Genomic DNA, 22,780 nt, shown 5'->3' with positions numbered 1-22,780 from the left:
CCCTTTGACGACTGTCAGGAGCCATCGTGTCCACTTCCTTAAAGGCAAAAGACAGAATCACCTTGTTCGAGCTGTTACTGGAGCAGTTTCGCGGGATGGAAGGCGAACTGCCGTCCGCGACCGCCTACCTCGTCAACGCCGCGATGGATCGAGAGCCGGAACGTAGAAGGATCATCACGCAGATCGCCAAGGAAAAAATCGAAAACGCCGAAATCCTGGCCGCCATCCTCGTGCACCTGGCCAGGAGGCGCCGCGGGCGCTTCTCGCGCAACCCGCCGCCAGACGAACTCCACCAGTTGCTGCACAGCCGCAGCATCAAGACCGACTGCTTCGACATTGCCAAAGTCTTCGCCCGCCGGGTCGAGGCAATCGAAACGGGCCAACAGGCGCTGTACCCCTTCCCTCGTGACCCACACCAATACCTGAAGCGCTACATCGAACTGGAAGACCGCCAGATCGACGCGTACTCGCAATTGATCGACCTGGCGAAAAGCCGCTCCATCGTCGAGGCGCTGCAAGAGGCTCAGCACAGGCAACAGGTTCATCGCGAGCAGATTGCCGAACTGCTGCAGCGGGTGACTGACGATGAGGGGTTTTCGTGATGGGTGGGTGATTGTTTGGTCGGTCTAGGCTGGCTGCGGTGCAAGTCAGTTTGGGGCTGGTGCGCTGGCAGTGCTGTTCGGATTGTTTGCGGTATCCGGTCAGGGTGCGGCGAAAGCGACTTGCAGCTCAACAATTTTCGAGAGCACTGGATTCAGGCGGAACTCAGTCTGTATGCCTGGAACACCCCTGAACTGGAAATATGGACCGACCTATCCATTGGCGAACGAAGCAAGGCCGACCTGTACGCTTGTGATGAAACGGGCACGCCGCAGGTGGTCGCCGAGGTCAAATGCCTGGGTGACCTGCCCCAAGGTAAATGCCTGGAAGGCAGTTGGTCAGTGAACAGCATATCGAGAGACTCCGTTCCTTCACTTACCCGGTTCGCATGTCGTCCTGGTGGTCGCTAAAGGCGAGCGTGAAACCACCGTCGGCCGTAGCCTCCGCACCAATGAATGGGTGTCGGATCGAAAATCCGTGAATGTTGAAGCGGGCGACGCTTTGGTTAGCATGTGGGTGGTTTGACTGGGGCTGATTTTGACTTTCCTGTTTCGTCAGGTCGATATCGTCACTGGTGAGTGGCTCTAAGTGATATTCGATGGCGGAGACAGACGGACGGTTGTTGGCCGGGAGGCCCCGGTTTTCGCGGGGCTGGAATTTGGTGGATTTTTTGGCGTACCTCAAAAGGTATCTATAAAAAAATCAGCTGGTTATGGCTTTCAGTGGAATCGAATCGAAAATTGCGTTGGATACAGTGAGAGCTAGGCACACCCGGTTCAACTGCTAGGGGATGAACAGTAGAAAACGACTCAAAAGTGCCCTCGACGTAGGTCAGCAAACGGCCAGAAGCAATCGTTGAGGTGAGGCTGGGCTTAGCTGCTCGGCTCACATAGCGCTCTCACTGCGGCGGGCGAATTTGGTGATTTTTCCGTTTGCCGGAGCAATGGCCGAAACAGCGGTGGCGCACCTCCCAGCGTGACAGCCACCTTGTAATATGTGTGGCCTTCCCCCCCACGGAACTAATACATGGCATGGGCGCTGTCCTGACAAAGCCGTACCTGTTGGCAAGCTCCACCCGTGTTCCAAGTGAGCCACGACTGTGTCAAATAGCGGATGACGATAGGAGTTTCGGGGCCCCGCAGAAAGTACAGATGCAGCGCCGCGCTTTGCTTTTGGATAAGTCGGGGAGTGTAGCCTGCCGCCATGGTGAGTCATGCACAGAGCATTGAACGACTCCCCAGCCACAACAGAAGGAATACAGGCGTAATCGGCATCGCCAGGGAGGAGACAGTTCTTAGGGCTACTACGCCGCCGACGCAGCGTGACTGCTAGCCCAGAATCGTTAGCCGTCCGTCCAGTGCAACGCTCGATAGTGACCGCTCCAGCAGTGATAGTCCCAGGCCATGCACCGTCCCAAATGTGCAAGGAACCTCGTTCATGCAACTCAGCAGCGAATGCCAGCTGGATTGGCTTCAAGGGCACTGGCGGTGTCAGCCAAGGCGTATTTAGAGCCTCAGGCCACCTTTGAGCTGAAGACCAGTGATCCCAATCCCAATGAGACAGAATGACCATGGGGTCGCAGGTGAAGCAGAAACCAGCAAAACCATCGGGGAATGTCTTTTTATTCGTGAGCACCCCCCCTCCGAAATCTACGTAAAGTTGAGGAATGTGCAGATCATTATCAATGGCAGCCTGACACGCGCCCTGCCCAACATCATAAAACGCAACTCCGCCAGCAGTAGACACCCTCGCTAAACGCTTTTCCAGAGAATACTGAGAGTTACTAGAAGAGTTATATTTAGCCAGCGCTTGTGCGACATCCCCTATTCCCCCCCTTTCTGCCCAACCAAGCGGACGAGCCTCATGGAAGGATATTTTGACCGTCGTTCCTTCAGAAAGGAGATTGGTGTAAATCCGCGCATCGCTCTCCGAGCTAGAAGCGGGCTCGTACCCAAATTCGAACCACGCAATATCACCGGGCTTAGAGCTCTCAGGAAATATAGGAAGTTTATAGCTAGTCAGCTCAAGTACTGATAGCGGTGCCATCTGAAATAACTTGCTCCAACTCGGACCATTCTCGCTCACCTTAAAAGAATTTAACCAGGAGGTATCGACACACTCAAGGTAGACTGGTTCAGCCTCATAAGGCTGCAAACCCTCATCTAGCTCAGGAATTTCTATGGCAGCGTAAACGCGCCCTTTACGACGCGGCTCGCCATCTTCCTGAGCAGCAGAAGCAAAAAATTTGTTTTTGAACATAAGCGAGTGTATTCCTTTCTCTGCAATGCCAAGCTCGGAGTTTAGAGCCTATCAGTTTCTTGGTTAGGTTGCGGCTGTGCCTGCTCTACCGACGACCAGTGCTGCTCAAACTGAGCCTGCACAATTCGCTCTCCGCGAGTCACTAATCGCCCAGTCGATATATCTTTCATTTTTCTTAAATTATTTAGATATCCACCGCACAGTCATTTACCTGCGCGCGCCACTGCGTTAAGAGATTAGACCTTGGCCTTGACTGGCTTAGGGGGCATGTATGACTGCCAATGCTCTTTAAACTGCGCATGGACAATCTGCTCTCCTCGCCTTACTAGACGCTCAATCCACTCTTTGTCCATTGCATTGAAATTGGTCGCATAGCCCGCTGTGGCCTCAGCGGTAACCATATCCAGGTTAGTAAATTTGAGGGTACTGTCCTTCTGACCGAGATAGGGCAACATGAAGCCCTTGAGCTTGCCTAGGTCTTTGAGGTCAAAAAGGCGTTTCATCGCTAGGTTCTGGGCTCTTGCGAACACGCTCTCAAACGATGCCCCCATGCGCGCGCCCCACATCGAAGCAGGCTCAGTGACCTCGAGGCCATAACCTGCTCGGCAGGCAATAATCCAATCATGGCGTGGCACCGGGAGACTTTCCGAAAAGTCTCGGTCCGGCCAGAGCGGAGCCAAGCCCAGGTTGTCGTAAACGCCTCCGTCAGTGAGGGTAATCCTATGCGCCTGCTCTTCCGATGCCTTACTGAAAAGCAGACGCTGGTCGAGGGCAGGAAGAAATGCGGGGTATGCTGCTGAGGCCACGACAGCATCAGCCAGCTCGACCCCTTCAGAGCTAGCGGATCCATACCGCCAGCAATGAAGGCGATCTTTGGTGTAGTAGAACGCTGCCTTTGCTCGCAGCTCACAGGCTATGACAATGAGCTGTGGTCGATCCTTTCGGAGATTTTTCAGCAGACAGCCGTTGAACGTCTTGCTGAAGACATTTCGCATGATGGTGGTGCGACTGGCCTTACGCAGGAATGGTGCTGAGTTAGGCCAATGCTCCCCTGCCTTCCACTTACGGAGTAACCGTTGGCCGATTCGCCAGAAAAACGCCCCCGCTCGCTCGACCACCAGCGCACTGGCATAAGTTACGGCTTTAATCCCATCAGCAGAACTCAATGCCCTCCAGAGCGCAGGTTTGGCGAAGCCTTCCCGAAGAATCTCACGTGCCCTTGCTTCAAAGGCCTCGAAGTCTCCAGGGTGACTGCAATATAGGCCCGCCAGAACGCTCCCACCCGAAACTGCGGTGATGGTAGAAACCCGCTGAAGCACGCCTAGGTCATGCAATGCGCGGAGGCAGCCCAAATGGAATGCCATAGCTCGAGAGCCACCGCCCGACAGAGCTAGAGCGATCTTGTCGGTACCTTCATCCTGAGAAACCAGCAGGGCATCACTCACACTCATATGTCACCACTCCCTCCACTACGCCACGCTCGTTCCATCCCACACGAAGCCAACTGTCCCGCTCCCCACAAATAAACATCACGTATGGCGACCCTAGCGGCCCCAAATGGGTATCCAGGTGGGTAAAGACCTTCTCATCGTCAGCGCTAGGTCGAGCCGCCACGCCTCCGGGATGGCTATGCCACTCACCGATGTAATGCAAACGTCCAGCAGAGCCGTCAGCCAACGCTTCGATACGCGGCTTAAGATCTTTGATGCCTCGAATGAAATAGGTTGGTGCTTGCTTACTATCTGGAGGAGCAGGAAGTGCTGCAACAACGTGTAGCACGTTGCGCACCAAGTCGAAGGTACCGATCAGAACTCCTCCTGTCTCGTTCCTTCCAGATTGGCGACGCAGCTCACGCATTGTTCGAACAGCTGCGGCTGTAATCGTCACTCGCATTTGACCAGTTTCAAACCGACTGACTGATTGCACCGGCAAAGCCAATGCCTGTACAGCGCCTGTTGCCGCAGTGAGTCTCCAGACTTTGAAGCTTGTACCTTCGCTTTCAATGAGTTGCGCCAACTGCCCGGCAGCAAGACCACAAAGCGTCTGAAGCTGCCATGGTGGGAGAGGCCGCGAAAGGTCTTGGCAGGCATTTGCATAGCGGATACGGTCCAGTCGCGCAGCAGACAGGTGCCCACACAGCTGAGCTTCGGTAGCCACAGCCCAGAAGTATTGAGCCTCAAGCTCATCGAGCTTGGTATCTCGACCATTATCCTCGGCAAGCACCACTAGATCAGAGCCATCAGGGCCGAAAAACGCACTGACACCACGTTTAACGGGCTGGTCCGATAACCAGCCCAACACCGCAGGTGAGGCGCTAAAATCCACAGCAATCTGGGAGTTTTGGACCGCAGCATTGAGCGCGTCCGCGTGCTCTCCAGGTGTAAAAACGTTGACGGGAATTGCTGTATTCCCACCCTCCTCTAGCACTTGCTCAAGGTCGATCTGCAATTCTCTCGCTTTCGGGAAGCCTACCGAGGCATTTCTCTGCACCTGACGGACCGTGTTATGCGGCAACGTAATGTCTCCGTCGACCAGCACCCAGGGCCCTATGCCCGAACGGGTTGCGATCATTGCCACGTTCGAGCCGATGGCGCCGGCACCTATCGCCAGCAACGGAATATCACTCTTATGTTCAGTCCCGGCAAAGTGGCGGGCGCTGACACGATCGAGTCTCTGAACGACACGCCAAGGATCCATGGAGATGGAGGAAAGATCTGCATTAGAAGTACTTCCGAAGAGTTTGGAAGTAGTGAGCCCAGTTTTCGGTTCGGTGATGGTTACATCCAGCCGCTCCCCTAGCTGGGCAAGGTTTTCACCGAGCGTGTAGCACCAAACCTCCGACTGCTCGTCTGGCCCATCGGCCCTCCGCCGCTTGGGAACGGTGAGGATCAACATCGGTTGCCGACTATCTGCATCATTCAATTGAGCAGGCTCCATCAACCACTGAGCCAAGTCTTGAACCAGATCAAACCCTAGGTCCAGGCAGAGGCGCTGTAACGCCCCTAAATCATAAGGCGTTCTGGCAAGCCCACGGTGTAGCAGTCCAGGAAGCTGCGGTGTATAGATCGCGAAATTGTTGCCCTCTATATTTTTCTCGGGTTTCTCCCTAGACATTCCGATGGTGGTACGGCCTTCGTGCTTGAATGCAATCTGGATATACCACGGGCCGAGTATCTCCCCTGAAGGAATGATCAGGGTATTTGAACCCGCATGAATCAGCGGCTCTAGGAACTGATCGTCATCGTGAACAGTGCCGGCGGCCATCGAGGAGAACCAGGATCGAATCCTTTCTATCAAGGCTTGGCCAGTGAGATTGGTCGCCAGGTCGGTCCAACCCTCCTCCCAGATGCACAGACCCAGGCCACCGTTTACATCACGATCCAGGTTGGTGTGAACCATACCTACAGGAAAATCCTCACGACTCGACACCACCCGTGGCTGCCAAGAGTCGTCATTGGACATGAAAACAAGCTGGATTGGCTCCCTTGGTCGAATCGGCACCAGGCGCCGCTGCTCCAACTCGATCTCAAGCTCAATGTCGAGGATGTCGTGAGTACCGTCACGGCTCACCTTCGTCAGAGTCGCATACGGGTAGTTCGGCGACTCACTCAAGTACCGCACTACTGAGCGAGCCAGAGAGGACCGCGGCGCTTCGTACTCCTGGCCCATGGTCAATTTCCCGCGCGTGGCGCGGGGGTGGTGATGACCACCTTCGGCGTCTGCTTACGGACTTTGTAGCCGGTGCTCTTGATTTCAATGACCAGCGGTTCTGGCTTCGACTTCGTCGGATGCTCCATGGAGACCACCCACTCACCGCCCAGCTTTTTGGCTACATCTTTGTAATATGCGGCTGCCTGGCGATGCGGAGGCTGCTTATCTTGGTCGTCAGTCGGGATAACCTTACTGGTAGATACCAAGAGCCCACCCAGTTGACCGGCTTCTTCGTAGAGCCATTTCGACGACTCAGAGGGGACGGTCTTCTCTTCGCCTTTTTCGTCGCTCAGAGCCGTATAACTACAGTGGTGCGGGATGTTGTTGATGTCCCACTCAAGGCGGTGCTCACGGTCGTGATATCGGGTGACAAACACAATGTCGTCGATGACGTCGTGGGGTACATCTGCCGATAGGATCATCTTGGTCTGCTGACCTTCGACCTCAAACGTAGCCTGCATAAACAGCGCATCGGCGTTGCGAACGCGAACTACGCCGTCACCTTCGCGCTTACCGAACGGCGAATGGACGAAGAATTCAACACCATCATGAGCAAGGTTGAATTCTGGGCAAGTTGTGCCTGCATCGCTAATTAAGTTGCGGCGTTTGGCCGGGTCGATGTCCCGCTCGGTGAGAAAATCATCCAACTCCGAAGGACGAGAGAACACCCGTACTCCTTCGCCCTGAAGGAATCGGTGGCGCGCCTCAGAACGAAGGGTACGAGCTTGCCCTTCAGCCCCCACCTCCAGGACGGCATGCGCTGGGACCCAAAGAGTTTTGATCTTGATGCGATCGTCGCCTTGGTACTTGGCGGCATGATCCAGCCAGAAAATCTCTTTCGCGCGGTTACAATGGTCTTTATCGAGGTGGGTGAACGCGACCACATCAATCGTCTTTTCGTCACCCAGGATGTCCCGCAGCTCCTGTTCTAAGTCGCAACGCTTGTCCTCAGGATCATCAGCTTTATGCATGTCAGCAAAGTCGAAGAGAATTCGACGTCCATTGGCCAGCTCGATGAGACAGGTATCGGCGTTGCCGATGGGGAAAAACCGAACAATGTGCATACTAGATCCCTTAGAACGGAGCGTCGCCAGGATGGCCTTGGGCCATTATTAACCAGAATTGGAAATTACTGCATGCTGTGCCGGAAAATCAATACAGGCACAAAATAAGCGATTTAGTCAGGAATTCTTGCCTCTCAGGGGAAATGCTTACCCCTGACTTAAACTAGATTGCCACCGATCACAACGTGCCTTCACCGTGCCGTAGTAGCGGCCGCCGAACATATCTTTCAGCGCCTCCGGCCCTGCATAGCTCAGTTGCCTGCCGTAGCCGAAATTACGGCCATCGCTTCTACCCACCAATGCCATGTCAGTCACCTCATCATCCGATCTCCGAGCCTCGCCCCAAGTCATCCCGCCAAAAATGTTGAGTGTTATCAGGGATCAAGGCCCCTGCGACCTGTGGGGAATGTCCTCTTCGAGGGACGGGCGGCTCCTTACGACCGGGAGCAAGGGCATCTTATGATCTGGCCTCCTGAACACCGTTACCGGTGGGCGGGTGGAGGCAGCACTGGCTGACGAGACCAGCGCCTGAAGATCCTGAGCCATGTGCAAGCAGCAATGCGATAACCGGGGGCATGCCTGACTGTCAGTGAGGTGCAGTCCATTCCCTGGTCTGCGGCACCATCATCTACAGCGCTGTTGCTGGTGACATCGGCGTTTGTCACGCCGATTGTCACGAGGGGGATTGCCGCAAAGCCATGTGCGATCAGGGCTGCAGCAGTGGTGGAAGTGCCCATCTCTTTCCACAAAAAGAGACGGGCACAGGTTGGCGCACTACTCGGCCAAGCGAATACGTTGCTGCAGGGCGTGATCAGCCGTAGCCGCTTCGCCTCACGCATGATGCTCTGCAGGTAGTTTTAACCGGTGCCGGAGACAGGAATCGAATCAGGACAGCGGAAACCTGTGCATCCCGAAAACTACATCGCGGCCATCACCGTCACAACGCACCATGCGGCGCTTTTCATCCGGCATTCTTCCCCTGTGAACACGGGAGGGAATCAAATCGCTTCGACACGCTGCTCCGGCACCGTTAAGTCTTCAAATTTCGCCGTTCTCATCTATACGGCAGTTCACACACTCAAGGCCTAAGATCCGGATCCGCATCCTGATTCCCCTGCCCCAGCGGGTCGATGTCATCGGGGTTGCTCGGGTCCTGGCGCTTGTCGATGGCCGGCGCCGGGGCCAGTTGCAGTATCTGGTTGGTGTAGGCCCACATCTTTTGCACCTGCTCGGGGTGGTCGTTCAGGTGGGTGCCATACGAGGGGATGATCTGCCTGATCTTGTCTTGCCACGCCGGGGTGGCAAGGCGTTCCTTGAACACCTTGCCCAGCAGGTCGAGCATGATCGGCGGCGCGGTGGAGGCACCCGGTGAGGCGCCGAGCAGGCCGGCGATGCTGCGGTCGCCGGAGACCACCACTTCGGTGCCGAGCTTGAGCACCCCGCCCTGCTGTTCGTCCTGCTTGATGATCTGCACGCGCTGGCCGGCCTGCCAGAGTCGCCAGTCTTCCTTCTTCGCAGTGGGGAAGTAGGTCTGCAAGGCGGCGAAGCGGTCGTCATCGGACTGCATCACCTGGCCGATCAGGTATTGCACCAGGTCGAACTCGCGCACACCGACACGCACCATCGGCCAGGTGTTGTGCACGCTCATGCTGCCGAACAGGTCGAGCAGCGAACCCTCCTTGAGGAACTTGGTGGAAAAAGTTGCGAACGGCCCGAAGAGGATCATGCGCTTGCCGTCCAGCACCCGGGTGTCTAGGTGCGGTACCGACATCGGCGGCGCGCCGGTGGCGGCGATGCCGTAGGCCTTGGCCATGTGCTGGTTGGCGATGGCCGGGTTGTCGGTCACCAGGAACGAGCCACCCACCGGGAAACCGGCATAGGCCTTGGCCTCTTCGATGCCGGATTTCTGCAACAGCGGCAAGGCCGCGCCGCCCGCGCCGATGAACAGGAATTTCGCGTCGGTGACGCCACGGCTGCCGTCATCGAGGTTCTTGTATTCAACGTGCCAGGAGCCGTCGTCGTTGCGCGTGATGTCCTGCACCTCGGTGGACAGGCGCAGGTCGAAATTGGGTCGGCTTTGCAGGTAGCGAACGTACTGGCGGGTGATCTCGCCGAAGTTCACGTCGGTGCCGATGGGCGTCCAGGTCACCGCCAGCTTCTGGTTGGGGTCGCGGCCTTGCATCATCAGCGGCACCCACTGGCGAATCTGCGCCGGGTCCTCGGAGTACTGCATGGGGCGGAACAGCGGGCTGGCCTGCAAGGCCTCGTAGCGCTTCTTGAGAAAGCGGATGTTGTCATCGCCCCAGACGAAGCTCATGTGCGGCGTGCTGTTGATGAACGACGGCGGGTTCTGCAGCACGCCCTGGCGCACCTGCCAGGCCAGGAACTGGCGCGTTATCTGGAACGACTCGTTGATCTCCACCGCCTTGGTGATGTCGATGTGGCCGTCCTTCTCCGGGGTGTAGTTCAGCTCGGCCAGTGCCGAATGGCCGGTGCCGGCGTTGTTCCAGCCGTTGGAGCTTTCCTCGGCGACCTTGTCCAGGCGCTCGACCATCTCCATCGACCAACCCGGCTCCAGCTCGTTGAGCCACACTGCCAGGGTCGAACTCATGATTCCGCCACCGACCAGCAGCACATCCACCCGCCTGGTTTCCGCGGCCTGCGCGCTGAGCACGCCACACGCAACGGCGGTGAGTGCCCATTTCAGCTTGCTTGCGTACTTCATCTCTGCTCCCTCGAGGCCCTGCCCCTTTCTCGCCCATGCGGCGAGGCACGGCACGCGCCGTACACCCGCCTGCGCCTGCCCGTACGAGGCCTCGATGGCCTGGCAGTTCAAGGCACCAGCCGAACGGGCATGCGTGCTTTGGGAGGGTGTCACGGGGCGGCAACGTAGGTGTTGCCGGTATGAGACGGTGGTAAAAGGGGCGGACCAGCAGGCTGGTTGGCGGCAGGCCTCTTGGTGCAGAAAACAGCAGTTGCTCATCTGTAAAAAAATCAGCCAAGGGTAATTTACTGATTGCCAAGTGGCAGCGATGATTGGCAGATGGATATAAACATGATCAGAGTCAAGGCGTTGAGGTCCATCATGGCCGGCGCCACCCAGAAGGATTTCGCGAAGCAGCACGGCCTGGACGCGTCCTATTTGTCCCAGATTCTGAATGGGCATCGAAATATGGGTGAGAAAGCCGCAGCCACCCTGGAAGAAAAAATTGGCTTGCCTTCCGGGACCCTGGTATCGCCCGCCAGCGAATCCGACATCGATCAGCGGGTCGTTACCCGCTCGACCGCTGCCGAAATAGTCAGGCAGATGTTGATGAAACACGGCAAGAACCTGACCGCCGATGCCAAGGCGCGCCTGCTGGCTGCCGCCGATGAGACGAGTATTGGCACTGCGGCTTCGACCATCACCTCCGGTCAGGTCGGCGACGAGATCAGGATTGCGCATTACGATGTGCGTGCGGCAATGGGTAGCGGTCAAATTCCGGCCGAATACCCTGAAATGTTGCAGGATGTGAAGGTCAGCCTGCGCCATCTTAGAGATATGGGCCTGCGATTCGAAGAGCCCTGGCACCTGAAAATGCTCACGGGATGGGGACAATCCATGGAGCCGACCATCCGTGATCGCGATCCGCTGATCGTGGACGTGACGGTGCGGGAATTCATCGGCGACGGGATTTATCTTCTTACTTGGCACGACATGCTCTATGTCAAACGCCTGCAGGTGGCTGATGCCGACCACTACGAAATGATCTCGGATAACGCCATGCATAAAGACCGCACGATCAGACGGGAAGAAGTGCATATCCAGGCAAAAGTGTTGTACGTATGGAACGGGCATTTGCTGTAAGCGGTTAGGACGATACAGACGCCTTCCGGTAAAGCACCAACTCTGAAAGCTTTTCGCAGACCCTGCGAGGATGGCCCCTGCGCACGGGGCTGTAGTACGTCAGGATGTTGTTCCAGTGCCTCTACCCCTTTGACTCGTTGCTCTCTCCGAACTCCCCTCACCCATCACGGCTGCGAAAGACGACAGTCGCACAGCCCGTCTCGACTCTCCCCCCACCCACGACGTTTCTGAATCGCAACCCAGTCCCTGGTTCAGGACCGGACGCCAGCGCTGCGTCGAGCGCCCATTCATCATTTGCGAGATACGGATCATTCCCGCAATCGCAATGAAATTTAGCATTAGCTATTGATTGATAATTTAGCTTTTGCTAATTTTTCACCTGTCGCAGCGCAACACTGGCTGTGAGGGGCCAAGGCCCGCGACCGGTGATACCGCCAAACAACGAGGAGCCAGCGGCATGGACCGCTGGTTGAAGGCTCTCTCGAAACGGAATTACCACTTCACTGGCTGGCCTTCATGCGAGGGCCAGAGGAAAAACCAAACTGGAGAAACCACATGAACAACTCGATCATTCCCCCAGCAATCGGCCAGGTGTGGCCAGGCCAAGGCGGCATCTACGCTGGCATCGCCCCAGCCCGCAATGGCAATGCCGCCTACCACCTGATCATCGCCGACAGCGATATCGACAGCTTGGAATGGGGTCCATACGACGATGAGTCGTCAGCCACCAGCCTCATCGATGGGCTGGCCAACACGCAAGCGCTGCTCGAATCTGGTCCCACCCACCCAGCGGCACAGGCTGCAGCCGCTTACGCAGCTGACGGCCATACGGACTTTTACCTGCCAGCTGCCGCCGAGCTTTACGAGGCCTGGCTGAACCTTGACGACCGTCCTTGGGGGTGGACGTGGTCCAGTTCGCAGCGCACGACCAGCAGTGCGCTCTGCCTGAACTTCGCTGATGGCACACAGAGTCTGAGCGGCAAAAGCTATGCACGCTCGGTCCGCCCTGTGCGCAAAGTGCCGATTCAGTAATCGGCAAACGAAGCCTGCCGAGCGGAACGCAGGCAAGCCTGGGACCCAAGGCGACTTGGGTCGGTGGAATCGACTTCAGCCGTGAAGCGCTTCACGGCTGAAGCCCTACCCAACGGAGATCACCTCACCGTGAACCGCCCTACGAGCCCCTGCTGCTGCTCGGCCAGACGGGCCAGTTCGCGGCTGGTGACGGAGGTCTGTTCGGCACCGGCACTGACCTGAATGACCAGGGCATTGATGTCGTTGACGTTGCGATGGATCTCTTCGGCCACCTGGCTTTGCTGTTCGGCGGCCGAAGCGACCTGGATGTTGCTGTCGCTGATGGTCGCGATGCCCTCGGCGATTTCTTCCAGCAGCTCGCCGGCGCGCACCACGTTGCTCGCCCCGGCCTGGGCCTTGCCCAGGGTCTCCTGCATCGACACGGCTGCACGGTCGGAGCCGGCCTGCAGGTTGGCGATCATCGCCTGGATGCTGACGGTCGAATCCTGGGTTTTCTTCGCCAGATTGCGCACTTCATCGGCGACCACGGCAAAGCCGCGCCCTTGTTCGCCCGCACGCGCCGCTTCGATGGCGGCGTTCAGCGCCAGCAGGTTGGTCTGCTCGGCCACGCCGCGAATCACATCCAGCACCGAGGAGATCGAATCGCTTTCGCCCTTGAGTTCATGGATGATCCGCGCTGTCTGCTCCGCCTGCACTTCCAGCCCCTGGATCAGGCTGATGGTGTTCTCGATTTCGGTCTTGCCCTGCACCGTGCTGGCGTTGACGCGCTGCGACATCTCGGCGGCGTCGGTGGTGCTGCGCGCGACGTCCTTGACCGTGGCGCTCATTTCACTGATGGCCGTGACCATCTGATCGGTGCCCAGGCGCTGCTGCGCCACGTTGTTGCTGGTTTGCAAGGCCACTGCAGAAGACTGCTCGGCCGCCGTGGCCACCTGTGCCGTGGCACTTTCGATCTCGCGGATCACTTCACTGATCTGCTGCACCATGTTGTCGAGGTTGCGCGAGATCTCGCCAAACTCGTCCTGGCCGGTGTACTGGGTTCTGGCGGTCAGATCACGGGTGGCCAGCGAGATGAGCGTGCGGTTCACGTCGGTCACGGCAATCTTGATGTTGCGAATGATCACCGAGGCCAGCCACAGCACCGCAATCAATATCAGCACCACGGTGGCGACCGCCATGTAGAGGCTGTTTCGGGCCTGGTCGCGCTCGACGGTGGCCAGACCGATCACGGTCTGCCCCAGCTCGGCCTCGACCTGGGCCATCATGTCGATGCGCGTGGTTGCCAGATTGAACCAGTCTTCGGGCTTGATATTCAGCGGCTCGCCCAGCGGTGTATCGAAGCCGAGCTTCTGCAGGCGAGCCACTTCCAAGGAGGCAGGTTGTTGCAGCACCGCATCCAGCTTGGTCTTGAACTCCGCCGGTGCCCAGCGCTGGTAGGCTTCGAAGTAGCCGGAGAACTCGCCCATGTTACGGCTGAAACGCGACAGCAACGGCGCATCGAAACGGTTCTGGGCGAACGCCAGGCCCAGCAGTACGCGCTCGCGGCCCGCGCGCTCTTTCATGTCGACGAACTGGTTGAGCGAACTCAAGGCGCGCAGGATCTTCGGCTCCTCGATGCTGGTTTCCAGCGAGTAGGAGAAGCCGATGAGGTTCTTGATGAGGTCGGTGAAGCGAGTGCCGGACTCGGTATTGTTGATGGCCAGCGAGTCCACTTTCTGACGCAGTTCGGTCAGGTCATTCATGGCCTGCAGCATCCTGTTCGGTGACGGCAGGTCCTCGGTGGATTGCGCACGCATCGCGCTGACCGCCTTGTCCGTTTCCTGGCGCAGGCTTTTCAGCTTGTCCTGCATGGTCTTGCCGCCACTGCCCAGGAATACGCCGCTGGCACCGCGTTCGCGCTGGATGGTGGTGACCACGTCACTCAACTTCTGCGCTGCGTTGGTGGCGTTGACGGCGCGATTCATCTCCGTCAGCGTCTGGCGCTTGTCCGCCACGAAGATCCCTGCGAAAGCCAGAAAACCCAGCAGGGGAAGAATCAGGATAAGCAATAACTTGGTACTTAAAGACGCGTTCTTAATCATGGCAGGCTCAATCATTCAAAGGTGGTTAAAGCTACCTCGGGCATACGTTCTATGAAGTTGACGTTTAATAGAGCCGAAGGGGATCAAGGAACTGCCGACCCTGGCAGTAATTTTTTCCATTCATACTGTTTCGGCTGCAAGCGGCTGAGCTTGAACCGTACGTGAAGCCCATCGAGAAACGCCAGCGACGCCCGCAGGCAGCAAGCGACAACTTGCTCCCGCCTGCCCGGTCATGTTTTCCTCGGGCGTTGACCGCTCAAGACTCGCTCGCCATGCACCACGCGCCAGGCTATCCCCAGGATTACCCCGACCACCTGCACACGCATGCCAGGGTCGACCCGCAGCACGCCACCCCACCCAACGGTTTCCGCCCCTTGCAGTTCGAGCGCATGGCCGGCGACACCTTCGAGCAGTTGTGCTGGTGGTTGTTACAGAAAGATCACACGCTGGTGGGCTGCCAGCGCCTGGGCGACAAGGGCCGGGTGTCACAGCAGGGTATCGACCTGTTCGCCTTCGACCGCTGGCAACCCGAGCGTCTGCAGGTGTTCGAGTGCAAGTGCCGGGGCCGCTTCGGCCCCAGCGACCTGAACATGACCGTAACGCGGTTTCTCGCTGGCGAGTGGGCGGAGGTGGCCGGCCGCTTCACCCTGATCCTCGCCCAGTCGGGTATCGGCGCCCTCGATACGGCCTGGGTCAAGGCCCGCGCAGCCCTGGCGGCCCGCGGCATCGAGGCGGACCTGTGGACCGCCGAACACCTCACCGAACGCCTCAAGGACGCACCGGATGTACTGACACGGTTCTTTTCCGGGGTGGATATCGAGCTGTATTGCAACCAGTGGCAGCAGAAAGTCGCGCTCGATGAACGCTTGCTCAAGGCCCACGCCGACCCTCGCCGAGCGGTATCCGGCCCAGCCCAGGCGTTCCTCGCCAGCGGGGTAATGGACGATGCAGCCCTGACGCGCCGCTACGTCGACGGCCGGCACTGGCACCTGCGCCAACCCTGGATCGATATCTCCGGGCTGTTGCCGACGGCCCAGGACTATCCCGGCTCGGCCCTGGTGACCCTGCGCATGCCCGACACCGCCGGGGTGATGGTCAGCCTCGACCACCGCTGGCTGCTGCAGCACTTTCTGGGCAATGACGGCGAACCGCTGTCGCCACAGGCCCGGCCGTTCTTCCAGGGCGTGGCCAGCCTGCCGGGCGCCGACCACATCATCGACCTGAAGAACTGCCGATTCTTCATGCCCGCCGAAGGTGCCCAGGCCGTAGCCCGTGCCGCCGACGAGTTCTCCCGGGCCTATCTGCACAGCCTGCGCGAGGTAGACAGGCAGTGGCAGGCCGAAGGCTTTCCGCTGGTCAGATGGCTGGGCGTGCGGGTGGCGCTGTGCAAGGTCGGATTCGATACCTGGCGACAAGTGCTGGATTTCGCCAACGCCCATGACATCGATAACGGTGAAACACTTTGGCATATCTTTCACCGGTCCTTTGACTGCCTGATGCCAGTCAGCCCTACACGTGACCACGGCGTATTTTTTGGCGCACAGGTAGCGGGACTGTGTCACGAGGGGCAAATCGCTATTCTCTGGGAAACACCCCAGCTCGGTTATCGCCCCTCCGACCGTAGCGGCTGGTCATGCCGAGAATGCTATCAATGGCTGGTGAACGAACTACTGCCCGCCGTAGGCCGCTGGCAGGCGCAGCGGATCGCCGGATACTGGCGCAACTGGCTACGGCCCTGGGCGGCGATGCGCAAAATGACCAGGGTCATCGGCTACTGGGGCAGCAGTGAGTCTTACATCGATCTGTGCCGGCTGCCCTTGCTGGAAGACGCTCATTTCCGCAGCATAGGGCTGCGCGAGTTATTGCAGACGCTGCAAAGCTTCCACATCGCTGCATCCAGCAACAGGGCCTGGTTCACCGCCCAACAAAAAGCCGGACTCTACGAAGCCGTTGCCCTACTGTTGCAAGCTGAACGCGGTTACCTCGGCTACCTGTGCGGCAACCTCGGCGTGCAGCCCACCTGCGCCCATCACGCCGAATTGCGCCAGGCGGTCGAAACGCTGCGCCAGCGAACCCTGGCCGAAGATCCCGAGGTCAATATCGACTACACCTTCAGGGCCATGCTCGAAGCGCTCGGCGATGACGAAAGCGGGCTGAGCCCGAGCATGCGGGAGCGGCTGTTCGAATTACTGACACCCTTCATGGCCGCGCATGACCGGCAACTGTTGATCGCACGGCACACTGAGTACTTGTAGCGGCCGGGGCGTCAGGCCAGCAATTCACTGATCCAACGCGCCTCACGGCTGATTTCCTCGCGCTTGGCCTCGGCCACCGCCTGGCGGGCGTGGGCGAAGTTGTGCAGGGTCTGCTGGCGCTGGCGCAGCACGCGCTGCCACTTGGTGATGAACGCCGGGGTCCGGGCCTGCAGTTGCAGCGGGCCGAAGTACAGCTCGCGGGGGCTGTAGCTGACCGGGCCGCTGGCCTCGGCGACGATGATCTCGTAGTCGTAGCGGTGCTCGCGCAGCACTTCTTCTTCAACGATGCGGTAGCCGTTGTCCATCAGCCACTGGCGCAGCGGCTGCTCGCCACCGTTGGGCTGCATGATCAGCCGTTCGCGGCCAGTCAGGCGCTGGCGGCCGGCGGCGAGGATGTCGCGGATGGTCTCGCCGCCCATGCCGCACAGGCTGATGGCGGTGATGTCGTCCTCAGGCGCGATGGCGGCCAGGCCATTGGCCAGGCGTACCTCTATCTGCGCCTGCAGCTCGTGCTCCGCGACACACTGGCGGGCGGCCTGGCACGGCATGGCGGCGGCATCGCCAGCGATGGCCGCCAGCACCTGCCCGCGCGCCACCAGGGCCACCGGCAGTTGCGCATGGTCCGAGCCGATGTCGGCCAGGCGCGCACCGGCAGGCACGTGGGCGGCCACGCGCTCCAGGCGTTGGGATAGTGTCGGTTGCTTCAACGGGCGCCCCTTCTGAACATGAGGTTCGTTCCGCACGCACGACCGGCGACTGGAACGGGGCGCGACTCTAGCGGGGTGCGGCAGGGATTTCAAATCGACTGGAGCAACTGCGCCACGTCGCACACCTGCGCGTAATCCATCGCCAGGTTGCTCAGCGACAGCGCATGCACATCCTCAGCCCTCCACAGCCGACCATCCAGGCCGGTCTGGTCGAAGGTGTAGCAGGCATCGGCGGCCACCCGCACGTCAAAGCCCAGGCAGCCGGCGGCGCGCGCCGTGGCTTCCACCGAGTTGTTGGTAATCACCCCGCCGATCACCAGCTGGCGGATGCCACGGGCGTGCAGCCAGCGCTCCAGGCCGCTGGCGGCGAAGGCATCCGGCACGTTCTTCTCGACCACATGCTCGTGCTCCAGTGGCGCAAAGGCCGGCTGGAACTCGCAGCCCGGCTGGCCCGGCCAGAACACCGAGCCGGGCGTACGGGAGATGTGCCGCACATGCACCACGGGGCGTTGCGAAGCGCGCCAGGCGCTCAGCAATTGCAACAGGCGTCGCTCGGCATCGGGGTTGTTGCGCCGGCCCAGGCGCGGCTCGTTCATGCCCTGCTGCATGTCGATGAGCACCAGGGTGGCGTTGGAGTGCAGGCTTTCGGGGGGCATATGCGCAGTTACCTGCCAGGAAGGACGAACGCCAGTGTGACCAATCCATACCTGGGGGCACAATCCCATTTCACGGCAGATGAATGGACTTTGCCAGCCTCTTCGCGAGCAAGCTCGCTCTAACAAAAGCCAACGAGCGCTTGACCGCGCTGTATTGGCTTTGGCACCAATACTGGTCAGTTAGACCGGGTAGGAGCGGTTTCAGCCGCGAAGCAACCGCCTGCTCACAACAGATGCCGTGAATTTCCTGGCGCTTTCGCGGCTAAAGCCGCTCCCACCGAGCCACATGCCGTTTAAGCGAACAGTATTGCGGCTAAAGCCAATGCTGATCGCTCCAACAAATGCCAACGAGCGCTTGACCGCGCTGTATTGGCTTTAGCACCAACGCTGGTCGGTTAGACCGGGTAGGAGCGGTTTCAGCCGCGAAGCAACCGCCTGCTCACAACAGATGCCGTGAATTTCCTGGCGCTTTCGCGGCTAAAGCCGCTCCCACCGAGTCAGGCACTGACCTTGAACATCGCCACCTTGTCGCTCAGGCGGCTGGCCAGTTGGGCCAGTTCGCCGCTGGCCGAAGCCACCTGTGAAGAGCCGGTGGCGGTGTGCACGGTCAGCTCGTGGATACGCCCGATGTTCCTCGCCACCTCATCGGCCACGGCGTTCTGCTGCACGGCGGCGCTGGCGATGCGGGCGTTCATGTCGTTGATCGCGCCGACCTGCTGGTTGACCTTCTCCAATGCACTCTGCGCATTGCGGGTCTGGGCCACGGTGCGCTCTGCCAGGTCGCGGCTGTCGCGCATGTTCTGCGCGGCGACTTCAGTGCCGCTCTGCAGGTTGCTGATCATCTCGCGGATTTCCTGGGTGGACTCCTGGGTGCGGTTGGCCAGCGAGCGCACCTCGTCGGCCACCACGGCGAACCCACGACCGTACTCACCGGCCCGTGCCGCCTCGATGGCGGCATTGAGGGCCAGCAGGTTGGTCTGCGCGGCGATGGAGTTGATCACCTCGATCACTGTCTCGATCTGCTCGCTGTCGCGGGACACCTTTTCCACGGTATCGGTGGTCTGGGTCAGGGTCACCGCCAGCGCTTCGATGGCCTGCGAGGTATCGGTCACCAGGCGGTTACCGCTGTTCACTTCGCCGTCGGCCTGCTCGGTGGCGTTGGCAGCCTGCAAGGCGTAGCCAGACACCTCGTTGACGGTGGCGGCCATCTGCGTGATGGCGGTGGCGACCTGTTGGGCCTCCTGGCTCTGGCGGCTGATGTGCGCGTTGTTCTGCGACGAGGTGGCGGTCAGTTGCGCCGAGGCATGGCTCACTTCATGGGCCGCCGCGCGCACCTGGGTGATGGTTTCGGACAATTGCGCGAGCGCCGACTTGAGCACGCCCATGACACTGGCCGGGTAGCGGGTTTCCAGACGCTGCTGCAGGTCGCCAGCTGCCAGGCGCTCGATGGCCTGCGCCACTTCGGTGGGCTCGGCGCCGAGCGTGGAAGTGACGAAGCGGATGATCTGCCGTGCCAGCAGAATGCTCAGCAGCAAGGCGATGCCGGTGGCCACCAGCATCAGGCCACGGAACGAACTGGCGGTGCTCTGTACGTCGTTGAGCTGCGCTTTGATGGCGGCTTCTTCGTGGTCGATAAGGGCGTTGATGCGCTTGAGCCACTCGCTGTACAGCCCCGAGGTCTGTTGCAACAGCAGGCCTTGGCTGCCGGCGATGTCGCCGCCACGGCGCAGATCCAGCACGCGCCGCGACGAGGCCTGGGTCTGCTGCTCGATGTCCTTGATGGCGGCCAGCAGGCGGCGCTCTTCAGGCGTTACGTCGCGGGCGTTGAACAGCTGATCCATGAGCGCTGCAGACTGGCTGTAGTCATTTTCCAGGCGGGTCATCTCGCCCAGGTGTCCGCTGAGCGCCGCCGGGTTGTCGACCAGTACCGCGTCGCGAATGGCGATGGCGCGGTTGTGCACGCTGCCCCGGAAATCGATTGCGTAGCGTTGCACCTTGGCGGCGTTGTCGTTGACGTGTTCCAGGGTGGTGTCGATATAGGCCACCCGCTGGATACCCACCGCAGTGATCAGCACCAGCAGCGAGACGATGGCTGCGAAGCCCAGGCCAATACGCGTTGAGAGGGATAAGGGTTTTTTCATCGCCAGGCTCGCAGAGGTTGGAAGGATATCTTCAATATCAAAGTGATATCTAAGTCTGCGGCGAAGATATCCGATGGCGCCAAAAATTCCCAATCATGAATAGCGTGGCTGCCGATAGATATCGGTAATCCCTGCAGCGAGCCATAAGCCTCGCTTGATACAGAGCTTCCCCTCATCCAGCGGGTCCAGTTGAAAATATTTTTCAAAATGTGTCGTTTTAGTATTTGATTTGTATTTGCGATTAATTAGCATTCGCCACGTCAAAAACAACGAGTCACACGTCCATGGCAAAGCGCTCCATCGCCCCGGCATCGCTGTCGATGCTGCTGGTCATTCCTGCAGTCCACGCCGATACCGGCGCTCCCCTTACCCTGCCGGCCACCTCGGTCAACAGTGATTACGAACAACAGAGCTACAAGGCCGCAGAGAACCGCAGCGCGATGAAGATTGACGCCGCCCAGCGCGACATCCCGCAGACGGTCAACGTGGTGCCGGAGAGCGTCATCAAGGACCAGGGTGCGCAGTCCATGGAAGATGTGCTGAAGAACGTGCCCGGTGTCGGCCTGTCCAACGGCGACGGCCAGCGCGACCAGGTGACCATCCGTGGCTTCAGCGCCATCGGCGACTTCTACATCGACGGCGTGCGCGACGATGCGCTGTATTTCCGCGACCTGTCGAACGTCGAACGGGTGGAGGTCATCAAGGGCCCCGCCGCCGTGCTCTACGGTCGCGGCTCGTCGGGCGGGTTGATCAACAGCGTCAGCAAGAAGCCCAACTTCGACCCCAAGCAGGAAGTGGGCGTGAGCTTCGACAGCGAGGGCAAGCGCCGCACCCAGTTCGACAGCGGCTGGGCTGACCCCAACGGCCGGCAGGCCTACCGGGTGACCGGCGCCGTCGAGGACAGCGACACCTTCCGCGACGACGCCTATACCGACCGCAAGGCCATCGCCCCCTCGGCGTTCTTCAAGCTCTCCGACGACCTGGAGCTGAACCTGGCCGCCAGCTACCTGTACGACAAACGCCTGATCGACTTCGGTGTGCCAGCCCTGGGCAACCGCCCGGTGGATGTCAGCCGCGACAGACGCTTCGGCTCGGGCAACGCTTCTCAGGACTATGCACGCAGCGAAGTCTTCACGCTGACCGCCGGCCTGGATTACCGCATCAACGACAACCTGAACCTGAGCAACACCACCCGCTACTACCGCTACGACCTGGACCGCAACAACACCCTGGCCGACAGCAGCCCGACGCGCTTCGTCACCGCGCCGAACGGCGAACTGCTGGTCAAGCTCAACCGCGGCAACGTGGCCCGCGACGAGTCGGGGGTGTTCAACCAGACCGAACTCAAGCAGCAGGCGAACCTCGCCGGCCTGCAGCACAACCTGCTGTACGGCGTTGAAGTCGGCGTGCAGGACAAACACCAGCGCGTGTTCAGCCAGAACAACGTGGCCCAGGTGCCAGTGTTCCGCGATGCCCTGGTAGGCGTGCCGGAGCACGCTTCGACCCTGTCGTCCAAGGGCACCAACACCCAGACCACCACCGGGTTCTACGTGCAGGACATGATCGAGCTGAGCAGCCAGTGGAAGGCCCTGCTGGGAGCGCGCTACGACATCTTCGGCCAGGACTACGACGACCGCCGCGTGCAGAACGTCGACCTCGATCGTACCGACCGTACCTGGAGCCCGCGCGTGGGCCTGGTGTTCCAGCCCGACTCTGTGCAGTCCTATTACCTGTCGGTGAGCCGCAGCTACCAGCCTTCGGGCGAAGTGTTCGCCATTTCGACGAGCAACCAGGACCTGGAGCCGGAGAAGACCACCAACTACGAGCTGGGCGCCAAGTGGGACCTCCTGGATAACCGCCTGGCGGTAACTGCTGCGGTGTTCCGCCTGGAACGCACCAACATGAAGACCGCCGACCCAGCCAACCCGAACCTGACCATCCTGGCCGGCGAACAGCGTACCGACGGTTTCGAGACGACCCTCAGCGGCCAGCTGAGCGACCAGTGGCAGGTCTATGGCGGCTACGCCTTCCTGGATGCGGAAATCACCAAGTCCAACAGCTTCACCAATGGCGTGGCCAACAAGGGCCAGACCCCGACCCTCACGCCGCGCAACAGCGCCAATCTGTGGCTGGTGCGCAGCCTGACCCCGCAGTGGCGCGTGGCAGCCGGCGCCAACTATGTGGGCGACCGCTATACCGCGCTGGACAACAACGTGGTGATGCCCGCCTACACCACGTTCGATACGGCACTGCTGTATAACGTGCCGCACTGGGACATGGCGCTGCGCCTGAAGAACGTCTTCAACCGCGACTACTACGCCTCGGCGCATGGCTCGGTAGACCTGATCACTCCGGGCGCCCCGCGTACCCTGGAGGTCAGCGCCAACTATCGGTTCTAAGCCCAATACTGGTCAGTTAGGCCGGGCA

Annotated in this window: 14 protein-coding genes and 2 pseudogenes; 5 read left to right on the top strand and 11 right to left on the bottom strand. The window is 59.8% G+C overall.

Annotated features, from left to right (window positions below):
- Positions 1-26 precede the first annotated feature (26 nt).
- The gene (locus RRX38_RS02005) at positions 27-602 is read left to right on the top strand and encodes a hypothetical protein (RefSeq protein WP_315961281.1); all 576 of its coding nucleotides are present in this window, start codon (positions 27-29) and stop codon (positions 600-602) included.
- 883 nt (positions 603-1,485) lie between these two features.
- Here RRX38_RS02005 and RRX38_RS02000 read toward each other — a convergent pair.
- From RRX38_RS02000 to mqo, 6 genes and pseudogenes are all read right to left on the bottom strand, one after another.
- Positions 1,486-2,859, bottom strand: coding sequence for a hypothetical protein (locus RRX38_RS02000; protein ID WP_315961280.1), 1,374 nt, complete (start codon positions 2,857-2,859; stop codon positions 1,486-1,488).
- A gap of 236 nt (positions 2,860-3,095) precedes the next feature.
- The gene (locus RRX38_RS01995) at positions 3,096-4,310 is read right to left on the bottom strand and encodes a patatin-like phospholipase family protein (protein WP_315961279.1); all 1,215 of its coding nucleotides are present in this window, start codon (positions 4,308-4,310) and stop codon (positions 3,096-3,098) included.
- A complete protein-coding gene (locus RRX38_RS01990; protein WP_315961278.1) occupies positions 4,297-6,528 on the bottom strand; it encodes a Mov34/MPN/PAD-1 family protein in 2,232 nt (743 codons plus the stop codon). Before RRX38_RS01990 ends, RRX38_RS01995 begins: the two co-directional genes overlap by 14 nt.
- A 2-nt stretch (positions 6,529-6,530) precedes the next feature.
- Positions 6,531-7,634: a hypothetical protein gene (locus tag RRX38_RS01985; RefSeq protein ID WP_315961277.1), complete on the bottom strand. Its 1,104-nt coding sequence runs from the start codon at positions 7,632-7,634 to the stop codon at positions 6,531-6,533.
- A 165-nt stretch (positions 7,635-7,799) separates the two neighbouring features.
- Positions 7,800-7,940, bottom strand: a pseudogene (locus RRX38_RS01980) (integrase); the annotation flags it as partial.
- Positions 7,941-8,712: 772 nt separating this feature from the next.
- Entirely contained in the window at positions 8,713-10,359 is a 1,647-nt protein-coding gene (gene mqo, locus RRX38_RS01975; protein WP_315961276.1) for a malate dehydrogenase (quinone), read from the bottom strand.
- 318 nt (positions 10,360-10,677) lie between these two features.
- Between mqo and RRX38_RS01970 the strand changes: the two genes are divergently transcribed.
- Both RRX38_RS01970 and RRX38_RS01965 read left to right on the top strand, forming a co-directional pair.
- On the top strand, positions 10,678-11,481 hold the full coding sequence (locus RRX38_RS01970; RefSeq protein WP_410524860.1) for an XRE family transcriptional regulator: 804 nt from the start codon (positions 10,678-10,680) through the stop codon (positions 11,479-11,481).
- Between the two features lie 555 nt (positions 11,482-12,036).
- Entirely contained in the window at positions 12,037-12,513 is a 477-nt protein-coding gene (locus tag RRX38_RS01965; RefSeq protein WP_315961274.1) for a DUF1566 domain-containing protein, read from the top strand.
- Between the two features lie 119 nt (positions 12,514-12,632).
- On the opposite strand, the gene RRX38_RS01960 is transcribed toward RRX38_RS01965, so the two are convergent.
- Positions 12,633-14,594 carry a methyl-accepting chemotaxis protein gene (locus tag RRX38_RS01960; protein ID WP_315961273.1) on the bottom strand — a complete coding sequence of 654 codons (1,962 nt, stop codon included), beginning with the start codon at positions 14,592-14,594 and terminating at the stop codon, positions 12,633-12,635.
- A gap of 272 nt (positions 14,595-14,866) precedes the next feature.
- Here RRX38_RS01960 and RRX38_RS01955 point away from each other — a divergent pair, with 272 nt between their 5' ends.
- Entirely contained in the window at positions 14,867-16,849 is a 1,983-nt protein-coding gene (locus tag RRX38_RS01955) for a hypothetical protein (protein WP_315961272.1), read from the top strand.
- Positions 16,850-16,860: 11 nt separating this feature from the next.
- Here the strand turns inward: RRX38_RS01955 and RRX38_RS01950 are convergent, their stop codons facing one another.
- From RRX38_RS01950 to RRX38_RS24930, 4 genes and pseudogenes are all read right to left on the bottom strand, one after another.
- The gene (locus RRX38_RS01950; RefSeq protein WP_315961271.1) at positions 16,861-17,556 is read right to left on the bottom strand and encodes a class I SAM-dependent methyltransferase; all 696 of its coding nucleotides are present in this window, start codon (positions 17,554-17,556) and stop codon (positions 16,861-16,863) included.
- 89 nt (positions 17,557-17,645) lie between these two features.
- The gene (locus RRX38_RS01945; RefSeq protein WP_315961270.1) at positions 17,646-18,212 is read right to left on the bottom strand and encodes a cysteine hydrolase family protein; all 567 of its coding nucleotides are present in this window, start codon (positions 18,210-18,212) and stop codon (positions 17,646-17,648) included.
- A gap of 497 nt (positions 18,213-18,709) precedes the next feature.
- On the bottom strand, positions 18,710-19,420 hold the full coding sequence (locus RRX38_RS24935; protein ID WP_410524889.1) for a methyl-accepting chemotaxis protein: 711 nt from the start codon (positions 19,418-19,420) through the stop codon (positions 18,710-18,712).
- A 420-nt stretch (positions 19,421-19,840) separates the two neighbouring features.
- Positions 19,841-20,353: pseudogene (locus RRX38_RS24930) on the bottom strand (MCP four helix bundle domain-containing protein); the annotation flags it as partial.
- A 284-nt stretch (positions 20,354-20,637) separates the two neighbouring features.
- Here RRX38_RS24930 and RRX38_RS01935 point away from each other — a divergent pair.
- On the top strand, positions 20,638-22,752 hold the full coding sequence (locus tag RRX38_RS01935; RefSeq protein ID WP_315961268.1) for a TonB-dependent siderophore receptor: 2,115 nt from the start codon (positions 20,638-20,640) through the stop codon (positions 22,750-22,752).
- Positions 22,753-22,780 lie beyond the last annotated feature (28 nt).

The organism is Pseudomonas sp. DTU_2021_1001937_2_SI_NGA_ILE_001 (assembly GCF_032463525.1).
Taxonomy (GTDB): Bacteria; Pseudomonadota; Gammaproteobacteria; order Pseudomonadales; family Pseudomonadaceae; genus Aquipseudomonas.
The sequence above is the reverse complement of the archived record's forward strand: the minus strand, read 5'-3'. Positions and strand labels throughout refer to the sequence as shown.